12 protein-coding genes are annotated in these 9,154 nt (G+C 55.2%); 4 read left to right on the forward strand and 8 right to left on the reverse strand.

Annotation, left to right across the window (positions count from 1 at the left end; translation table 11 throughout):
• The first annotated feature begins 417 nt into the window (after positions 1–417).
• Positions 418–1,529, forward strand: a protein-coding gene (locus NDI72_RS21380; protein ID WP_283801719.1) for an IS3 family transposase whose coding sequence is annotated in 2 segments (ribosomal slippage) — positions 418–670 and positions 670–1,529 — 1,113 coding nt in all. Because the reading frame shifts where the segments join, the coding sequence is not laid out codon by codon here.
• Between the two features lie 474 nt (positions 1,530–2,003).
• On the opposite strand, the gene NDI72_RS21385 is transcribed toward NDI72_RS21380, so the two are convergent.
• The 8 genes from NDI72_RS21385 to NDI72_RS21420 are packed head-to-tail and all read right to left on the reverse strand — an operon-like array spanning position 2,004 to position 7,068.
• A complete protein-coding gene (locus tag NDI72_RS21385; RefSeq protein ID WP_206553643.1) occupies positions 2,004–2,228 on the reverse strand; it encodes a hexameric tyrosine-coordinated heme protein in 225 nt (74 codons plus the stop codon).
• Between the two features lie 50 nt (positions 2,229–2,278).
• Positions 2,279–3,076, reverse strand: coding sequence for a DUF2189 domain-containing protein (locus NDI72_RS21390; RefSeq protein WP_283801720.1), 798 nt, complete (start codon positions 3,074–3,076; stop codon positions 2,279–2,281).
• 12 nt (positions 3,077–3,088) lie between these two features.
• A complete protein-coding gene (locus tag NDI72_RS21395; RefSeq protein ID WP_283801721.1) occupies positions 3,089–3,247 on the reverse strand; it encodes a hypothetical protein in 159 nt (52 codons plus the stop codon).
• Entirely contained in the window at positions 3,244–4,119 is an 876-nt protein-coding gene (ccoP, locus tag NDI72_RS21400) for a cytochrome-c oxidase, cbb3-type subunit III (RefSeq protein WP_283801722.1), read from the reverse strand. The genes NDI72_RS21395 and ccoP overlap by 4 nt, the downstream gene beginning before the upstream one ends.
• Positions 4,116–4,277, reverse strand: a complete 162-nt coding sequence (locus NDI72_RS21405) for a cbb3-type cytochrome c oxidase subunit 3 (RefSeq protein WP_206549258.1) — start codon at positions 4,275–4,277, stop codon at positions 4,116–4,118. The genes ccoP and NDI72_RS21405 overlap by 4 nt, the downstream gene beginning before the upstream one ends.
• Entirely contained in the window at positions 4,274–5,002 is a 729-nt protein-coding gene (gene ccoO / locus NDI72_RS21410; protein WP_283801723.1) for a cytochrome-c oxidase, cbb3-type subunit II, read from the reverse strand. The genes NDI72_RS21405 and ccoO overlap by 4 nt, the downstream gene beginning before the upstream one ends.
• 4 nt (positions 5,003–5,006) lie before the next feature.
• Positions 5,007–6,632 (reverse strand): cytochrome-c oxidase, cbb3-type subunit I, encoded by a 1,626-nt coding sequence (ccoN, locus tag NDI72_RS21415; RefSeq protein ID WP_283801724.1) that lies wholly within the window; start codon positions 6,630–6,632, stop codon positions 5,007–5,009.
• A gap of 31 nt (positions 6,633–6,663) precedes the next feature.
• Complete coding sequence (locus NDI72_RS21420; RefSeq protein ID WP_206549261.1) at positions 6,664–7,068, reverse strand: RrF2 family transcriptional regulator; 405 nt, start codon at positions 7,066–7,068, stop codon at positions 6,664–6,666.
• Positions 7,069–7,155: 87 nt separating this feature from the next.
• On the opposite strand from NDI72_RS21420, the gene NDI72_RS21425 reads away from it, so the two are divergent.
• The 3 genes from NDI72_RS21425 (at position 7,156) to tnpA (ending at position 9,036) form a co-directional block, all read left to right on the forward strand.
• Entirely contained in the window at positions 7,156–7,602 is a 447-nt protein-coding gene (locus NDI72_RS21425; RefSeq protein ID WP_283801725.1) for a group III truncated hemoglobin, read from the forward strand.
• A gap of 275 nt (positions 7,603–7,877) precedes the next feature.
• Positions 7,878–8,168 carry a DUF6522 family protein gene (locus NDI72_RS21430; RefSeq protein ID WP_283801726.1) on the forward strand — a complete coding sequence of 97 codons (291 nt, stop codon included), beginning with the start codon at positions 7,878–7,880 and terminating at the stop codon, positions 8,166–8,168.
• A gap of 484 nt (positions 8,169–8,652) precedes the next feature.
• The gene (tnpA, locus tag NDI72_RS21435) at positions 8,653–9,036 is read left to right on the forward strand and encodes an IS66-like element accessory protein TnpA (RefSeq protein ID WP_283801727.1); all 384 of its coding nucleotides are present in this window, start codon (positions 8,653–8,655) and stop codon (positions 9,034–9,036) included.
• Positions 9,037–9,154: the final 118 nt, after the last annotated feature.

The following is a 9,154-nucleotide window of genomic DNA, read 5'->3' on the forward strand; positions in this document are numbered from 1 at the left end:
GCCTTCAAAATGCATGATCCTGCGCCCAACGGCTTCTGATCTTGGTCTTTTCTTGCCCTATACCAAAGGGGCCAATTTGCAGCAGAGTACACTGTGCTGTGATGAAAGGATGCCGGACATTCGGGCGCTTGCGACAAAGGCTCTATGAACGCCTTGGACTCTGTTTTGTTTTTGAAGGCTCCATGAGGTCTGGCAAGATTGTAAAAGCGCGCCCTCTCAACCACCCTTGGGTGAGCTGGCAGCTCGTGCGCATGTACCGGACCAGCAAGGATGTCACCGTCAAGCGCTTCCATTGCGACAACCACACTTAGTTGCGCCGGATCACCAAGGCGTCACTGACGCCTACAGTTTCTGACCTGCTCCCCTGAGATGTTCCCGATTTTGGGTTAGCCTGTTCCTCAACGAAGGAGACAGGCAATGAAACGGTCACGGTTCTCAGAAGAACAGATCATTGGCATCTTGAAGGAGCATCAGGCGGGCATGACGCCAGCTGAACTGTGCCGCAAGCACGGTATCTCTGATGCGACGTTCTATACTTGGCGCAAGAAGTACGGCGGCATGGACGTATCGGACGCCAAGCGATTGAAGGCGCTCGAGGAAGAGAATGCGAAGCTGAAGAAGCTTCTGGCTGAGCAGATGATGGATGTATCGACGCTCCGCGAGATGCTGACAAAAAACTTCTGACGCCCGACTCCAGGAGGAAAGCCGTGAGTTGGGCAATCGAGATGAAGGACTATTCTCAGCGGCGGGCCTGTGCCCTGGTTGGCATTGCGCCGCGCGTCTTCCGTTACCAGTCGAGCCGGCCGGACGATGCCGGCCTTCGAGAGCGATTGCGTGCGCTGTCGTCGGAACGGCGGCGGTTCGGTTATCGTCGCCTGCACCTGCTTTTGAAGCGGGAGGGCATCGCGGTGAACTGGAAGAAGCTCTATCGAATCTACAAGGAAGAGCGGCTGACAGTGCGCAAACGCGGCGGCCGCAAGCGAGCTTTGGGCACGCGAGCGCCGATGGCGATCCCGCAGGATCCGAACCAGAGATGGAGCCTCGACTTCGTATCGGACACGCTGGTCGACGGCCGCCGCTTCCGCATCCTGTGTGTCATCGATGACTTCAGCCGGGAATGCCTGGCAACGGTGGTCGATAACTCACTCTCGGGTGAACGTGTGGCCCGCGAACTGGATGCGATCGCCGAACGGCGCGGCTACACCTGCATGGTTGTCAGCGACAACGGCACGGAGCTGACGTCCAACGCCATGCTCGCCTGGCAGCAGGATCGCAGCGTCGAATGGCACTACATCGCGCCGGGCAAACCCATGCAAAACGGTTTTGTGGAGAGCTTCAACGGCAGGCTGAGGGACGAGTGCCTCAACGAGCACCTGTTCCGCAGCTACCGGCATGCCCGCGAGATCATCGAAGAATGGAGGATCGACTACAACCTGAACCGACCCCACACGAGCCTCGACGGGCTCACCCCGAACGAGTTTGCAACCCGGTCACGAATGGACCACAACGTGAACAGCGCTAGCCTGTGAACGGGTACATTCAGGGGAGCAGGTCATCGGCAAACGGAACGCCGCCGGAGAGGGTGTTTACCGGAGTTGAACACCACGGGCACCGAACCGCAGCGCGGGGCAGACTGGCAGTGCAGCTATGGCATAGGGACAGCGTGGAACGGATGGACATGTCGAACTCCAGATACACAGTCAAAACTGCGCAAAAGAACAGGCCATCTCTCTTTCAACAAAACGACCCGGAGCCGAACTAATAAGGTTACATCACTTATATAGATCCGCCCCGGGCGATGACATGCATCATCCGGCAACCGCGACGGAATATAAGGAACGACTTTTTATCCATGCATTCTACATAGTTGAAATAAAAACAAAAACAACTCTCAGTGCGCCGCTGTGCCGTTACGCCGCATAGATTGAGGATACGGGTCGTTGATCACGCAAATCAACGACCATCAATCGGCACGGCAGCTGTTATATGCAGCTGATCCAAACCTATTTCCAATGATCATTGGCCGCAGCTACCGTCGCAAAATGTATAGCAATCACATGGCTGATGGCGATTAATGCATCTGCATCTTCCGCATATTTTGGACGTAGCTGCTCACGGACTTCAGCGTCAGGTTGTGTCTTCTTTACAGCAATCCTGGCCAACTTGACGGCGAGCTCGTAGCCCTCTTCTGGGGTCGTCGTTTTGAGCGATGGGAGCCAACTGGTCATTGAATCAACCTTTCTTTGTGTTCTCTAAGTATTTTCAGAGGGTGGTTGCGTTATGACGGATCCTTCGCAATCTCCCTGTAAGCGTGCCATGTTCCATGTCCCAAGATTGGAAATATCACCACGAGTCCAACAAAACCGGTGAGTACCGACAGAACTAGACCGGACGCGACGATTGCCCCCCAGGAAAGCATGGGCTTCAGGTTTTGAGCGGTCATAACAAAGCTCAACCCCATGGCCGTCAATGCATCGGTCTTGCTCGATACAAGCATGGGCACAGCGAAGACACTGACGGCGAAGGCAAAAGAAGCGAAAATACTGCCAACGAAAGTTCCAGTAATCACCAAAGCCCAGCCGCGCGGTGTCGTGAACGCATTAATCAAAGCGTCTGCGGCGCCAGGAAATGGGTGGAGACCGAAAAAAAGCGCATAGAGCAGATCTGCTGACCGGAGCCAGAATAGCACCAAGAGGCCCAACAAAAGGCCGGCATATGCAAGCTGAGAACCAGAGGCTGGCCGTAGGATTAAAACGTCAGAGAGCGTAATTTGTTTTCCCAATGCCCGGCGATAGCTCTTTTCATAAAGACCAATTGCAAGAAATGGCCCAACAATGAGAAATCCGGAGATTGCCGGCAATGACAGGTATAGAAGGTCGGTTGAATAGAGCGCCCACAGAACCACGTATGAGGTCAGCATCAAGAAGACGCCGTAAACGAGGCTTGGCCAGGGCATGTATCTAAAGTCGCGCCAACCTTGCTCAAGCCAGGCCATGGCTGTTGAAGCTGGAAGATCTCGTGCATAAGCCGAGGCTCGGCTTTCCGGTCGCCGTACTACTGGAAGTGGTTCAAGCATGCAGCATTCCTTTCAGCAGGCAGGCTTTGCAGGCGGAACATCAGCGATCACTGCGCAATCCGGTGCACTGGATATCGCCACCGACAAAAAATGAGCATTGGCGAAAACGAAGACGGCGCCCACAAGAATTGCGCCGGCAATCGCCAGTTGCTTCTGCTTGTGTGGTTTCATTGGGCAACCTGCTTTTCATCCGCGCCAAGCCGGGAAACGTAGAATGCGAGCAGATTGATTTCAGCCTGCGTCAAGCGGTCGGTCCATGCTGGCATGACACCCTGCCGACCACTCCAGAGAGTTTGCATCACTGTAGAAAAATCCTGCCCATAGATCACTGAACTGTCGTTCAGCGCAGGCGCTCCGTTTTCGAGCCCGCCAATGCCCGCCTCACCATGGCAAGCTGCACAGTTTTCAGAGAAAAGGGTTGCCGCCGCAGCATTTGGCTTCACGCTGCCGTCTCCCAGTGAGACCACATACTCCGCCAACGCAACCCTATCCGGGCGCTCCATCCAATTGAATGACGGCATCTCCGCATAACGGGTGTCGGCGCTGTCCGTGTTTATCCCATAGCGGATTGTTTGGGCTATTTCCTCCGGTGTGCCACTCCACAACCAGGTTTCATCCGAGAGCACCGGGAACCCTTGGATGCCCCGGCCTTGCATGCCATGGCAGACCGCGCAGTTGTCTTCAAACAGCCGCTGAGCGGCTGGAAGTGCGTTATTCTGCCAGACGTCATCCGCCTGCAATGCGGAGAAATCCACATTCTCAAATGGCTGAAGCCAGTCCTGCCGCTTGGTCGCCAGAGCACGATAATCCTCGAGCGCAATATCACTTTGATCAAGCCCCAGCAGACCCCGTGTGTAGTCTCTGCCGATCGGCCACGCAGGCAGAAGGATCCAGGCGATGACGGAATAGACGAAGGTCAGGATTAGCGCCCAAATTACAATCTTTGGGAGCGGCGTGTTCAGCTCCTTGATCCCGTTCCAGTCGTGGCCCGTGGTCTCGTGACCGGTAACAGGGTCTATCTCGCGATGACTGTGCTTGCTCATTCTTTATCCATCCCATCTGGAAGAATTGAGCGCGCAGCAGCTCTGTATGCCGCTCGGCGAGAAGGGTTGTAGGTTCTGATGATGACGATCAGAAAGAACCCCATCAACCAGATCAGTCCAACTGTCTTCGAAAGATAAAGCAACAGATCGTGCGTCATTCATCCACCTCCACAACAACAGTTTCGGAGACGACAGTCAGCGTCCCAAGCGCCTGAAGATACGCGACGAGCGCATCCATCTCGGTCAATCGTGCTGGATCACCATCAAACGCCCGAATTGCAGAACGTTCCTCATAACGTGCACGAAAACCGTCAGTCTCGTTGCTGTCGGGGCGGCTTTGGGCCAAAGCATCCAACGCCGCAGACGTGATCATCTCGTCACTGTATGGAACTCCAAGCCTGGAGAGAGTTGCGAGTGAATCTGTCAGGAGATCTGTATCAAGCGATTTGAGCAACCACGGGTAGGCTGGCATAATGGATGCCGGAACCACACTTCGCGGATCGATCAGGTGCCGTACGTGCCATTCATCGGAGTATTTCCCTCCAATGCGCGCAAGATCGGGTCCGGTTCTCTTGGAGCCCCACAGCATAGGATGATCATAGGCAGATTCTCCAGCCTGAGAGTAAGGGCCGTAGCGATCAATCTCATCGGCCAGGCTGCGGACCATTTGGCTGTGGCAGGCATAACACCCTTCGCGAATGAATATTTCGCGTCCCGCCAGCTCCAGTGGGGTATGAGGTCGAAGGTCATCGGGCACCTCAACGGTCTCATCGATGGTAAACAACGGTGCGATTTCAACGATACCGCCGACCGAGGCGGCAATAATGATTGCCGCCACCAGCCCCATCGAAACCCTCTCCAGATTGTAGTGTAACTTCAGCATATCGTCACTCGGCGGGTTGTGGGAGAAGCGGTCGGTCTTTGGCGCTGCCGTGTGCCAGGCGCAGGGTCGCCCAACAATTCCACGCGCAGATCACGGCCCCAGCAAGAAAGAGGCCCCCTCCAATGGTGCGGAGCAGATAGTATGGGGCCATTGCCTGCACCGACTGAAGAAAACTGTAACTCAGTGCTCCGTTTTCATCATATGCGCGCCACATCAGCCCTTGCGTGATGCCTGCATTCCACATTGCCACGACGTAGACGAGTGTGCCGGACACCGCCAACCAGAAATGCCATTCTATCGCACGTGACGATACCATTGCATCGCGCCCGGAAATCTGCGGCACCAATGTGTAGATTGCGCCAAACACAATCATGGCCACCCAACCCAGCGTGCCGGAATGGACATGGCCTACCGTCCAGTCCGTATAGTGGCTCAGGGAATTGACTGGCCGGATGGCAAGGAAGGACCCCTCGAAGGTCGACAGGCCATAGAAGACAGCCGCCACGAACATGAACCGCAGCGTGGCGTCATCGCGAACCTTGTGCCAGGCCCCATTCAAAGTGGCGATTGCGTTTCCTGCCGATGCCCAGGAGGGCACCAGAAGCATAACTGAAAAGGTCATTCCCAGCGTCTGCGCCCAATAGGGCAAGGCAGTGTAATGGAGATGGTGTGAGCCAACCCAGATGTAGAAAAACGTGATGCCCCAGAAGCTTATGATGGAAAGTCTGTAGGACCAGATCGGTCTTCCTGAACGAATTGGCAGGAAGTAATACAGCATTCCCAAAAAGCCGGCGGTCAAGAAGAACGCAACAGCGTTGTGGCCATACCACCATTGAATCATGGCGTCCTGCACACCCGACCAGATGGGGAAACTCTCCGCCGAAGACCATCGCACCGGAACCGCCAGATTGTTGACGATGTGAAGCATCGCCACGACGAGGATGAATGCCAGATAATACCAGTTGGCGACGTAAATATGCGGCTCGTTCCGTCGAGCGAGTGTGCGCAGATACAGAACAAAATAGGTCACCCAGACCACAACAAGCCATAAATCAGCATACCATTCGGCTTCGGCATACTCTTTCGACTGGGTGCTTCCCATCAAATAGCCTGTTACGGCCCAGACACAGAAGAGATTGTAGCCTAAAAGAACGACCCAGGGGCTGATGGAATCCGCCAATCGGGCGCGCGATGTACGCTGTAGGACGTGGAAAGACGTCGCGATCAGCGCGTTTCCACCAAACCCGAAAATGATACCAGTCGTATGCACAGGGCGTAGTCGTCCGAAGCTTGTCTCTGGCCAGAGCGGTGTAGCCTCTGGCCAGTAGAGCAGTGCGGCAACCCAGACACCCACAGCCATGGCAATGACGGCCCAGATGAGCGTCATCACAATGCCGAACTGGGTTGGGGCATCGTAATAAGACCGCAGCCTGTCTTCGTCAGGCTCGGGATCATAAATCGCTCCGCCCAGCATAAATGCGAGGCCGACACCAAGGCCGAGCGCCAAAAAGCCATGAACGGACATGACACCCTGACGCGCCGCAGCAGCCATTGCCAACCCCAGGGCTGCCAGGATTATCGAGAGCAGAAGACCGGCCTGGCGCTCCGATACGGTTAGCGTGGCAATCATGCTGCAATTCCTTCTCTCTTCGGGAGCGCCTTCATTTGGGCAACGCAATTTCGGCGAGCGACGTGAGATTCAAGTCTTCGATGAACCGCATTTCTGCGCGCCGCAGACGCGCTTTCAACCTGCAGCAATTATCGATTGTGCAGTCACCACCATCGGGGGCAAGACATTCGACAAGTGCCTGGCCTTGCTCGAGAAGTCGCACCACATCGCCAAGCCTTATGCCCTCCGGCGCTTGACTTAACTTCGCGCCACCACTTCCGCCGCGCCGCGTTTCTACGATTCCGCCACGCGAAAGCTGCTGCATGATTTTCGTCAGATGGTTGCGGGACAGGTTGAACTCCACCGCCAGATCCGCGGTTGAAAAATACTGGTCCGGGGCGCTCGCCATTCGCATCAACATGCGCAGTCCATAATCAGTGAAGGAGGTTAGACGCATTCTGTGTGTCGCAGACATTGAATTGGTATTTATAATACCTATTATCATCTGCAGGAATGATTTCAAGCCTCGATATCGGAGACACCAATGTCACCCCACAATTCTGGTATCATGTCCGCACGCCCGCAAATGACCGCCGATATTGCGTTTCAGACGGGGCTTGACGAGGCCGCGTTGAGCGATCTCGTTCACATTTTTTATGGCAAGGTGCGCAAGGATCCAGTCCTCGGTCCGATCTTCGAAAGCCGGGTCGAGGACTGGGATGCCCACCTGTTACGGATGATTGATTTCTGGTCTTCCGTGGCGCTGATGACGGGCCGATACCATGGCGCGCCAGTGCCTGCGCATGCAGAATTGCCCATAGAGTGGAAGCACTTTGAGAGATGGCTGACGCTGTTTAGCGCTGCAGCAGCTGAAACCTGCACTCCGGAGGGCACCAGACATGTCGTAAAGCGTGCCAGGCAGATTGCGGGTTCACTGCACAGGACTATCGAGCGCAGAGCAGCATCAAACTGCGCTACGCCGGGCTTGTGACAAGCCCTAGTTCGCAATAGGTCGAGGCAATGACAAGAGAGGCGATGAACAGGTTTCCCTTATGCCGTGTCCGCGCCGTTTGAATGGTACGGAGCATGAGGAGAACTTGTGTGTCGTCCAAAGAAGCCAAGTTTGCCTGCTCGGCGCATATGCTCACTGACTGGGTGAAAAAAGTGAGGTGAAGAGCGGAGTTACAACTGACCTTTGAATTGCAATCGACAGAGCTGCCTGCGTTCAAGGCTGGAATGCGCTCTGTCTTTCTGAAGGAGCTTCTAATGCAGCTGGAGAGAAATGAAGACGGTTTTTGCATCGACGCCGCGTCTTTAGGGATTCTTCTGAACGTTCCTGAATACCGCGTACCGACACTGATGCGCGAAAACATGATCACGTGCATATGCGAACATGGAGAAGGTGAACATCGCGGATTTCATAGATTAACCTTTTTTTATAAAGGGCGACGTGTCCGATTGGAGGTTGATAATGTTGGCCAGATTCTCAGGCGTTCGACGATCGATTTCGGTAAACATCAACTTCCAAGATCCCTTCGAAGGGGCGGGAATCGATAACCGATCTTTACTCGGTTAAATCGGCTCCGTTGCTTTAGTGGCGCAACAGTTCCGTGTGACCTGACGCTACTTCGGTCAAATGGCTTTGGTGAAGAGCTCGGCCGCAAAGGGATTATCGGCGGTGCTGTCAAATTGTTTTTCAGCAAGGATATTGGGTTATTTCCGGTGCATGGGCAGTGACGCTGCCCCGTTTTTTTTAAGAGGGAGCGCGTAGTCTTCTGGGGCAAAGCAACGGTCTCCGCGACCCGGGTAACGTGGAAAGAGCTGCTTTTGGCATTCTCGGAGAATATCATGTGCAAGGGTCGCCGCATTGCTGCGCCAAGTGGTTAATAGTCCCAGGTGCCATCAATATTCACCGCTACTTTGAGCATTTCAGTAAGCGCCGTCAGGACCCCACCTTTTCTTATTTGTCGTGATGCTGGATTCCCTATCCGTTGTAGATTTGGCAATGGAGGAAGGGTTGGGCGTCCATAGAGAGCTCCATATGGAGTCCATTTGCGGTTATGCAATTTTGCCGCGCGATGCGGGGAAGCGACGCTGGCCGGATGAGGTGAAAGGCCAGCTTGTCGCGCAGAGCTATGTGCCCGGAGTGACGGTGAGCGAGGTTGCCCGCCGGGTTGGTCTGCGGCCCAACCATCTTTCGTCGTGGCGGCGTTTGGCCCGTGAGGGCAAGCTTGTGGTGCCGGATCTTCCCGGAGCGGAGTTTGTGCCGGCCAAGCTTGAACCGGCTGCCCCGGCAATTGCGGAGGATGCAAGGCCGTCGGCCGCGGTGGAGATCATTCATGACGGCACCACAATCCGCCTGGAAGCGACTGCGAGCCCGGACAGGATTGCCGGGATCGTGCGCGCGCTTGGGCGCGCGGCATGATTTTCCCCTCGAACCGGGTGCGGATTCTGGTGGCGACAAAGCCCGTTGACTTCAGAAAAGGACACGATGGGCTAAGTGAAGTGGTCCCGGAAAATCGGACAGTCAGCTAAGGTGTATC

Source organism: Nitratireductor sp. GZWM139 (assembly GCF_030068685.1).
Taxonomy (GTDB): Bacteria; Pseudomonadota; Alphaproteobacteria; order Rhizobiales; family Rhizobiaceae; genus Nitratireductor; species Nitratireductor aquimarinus.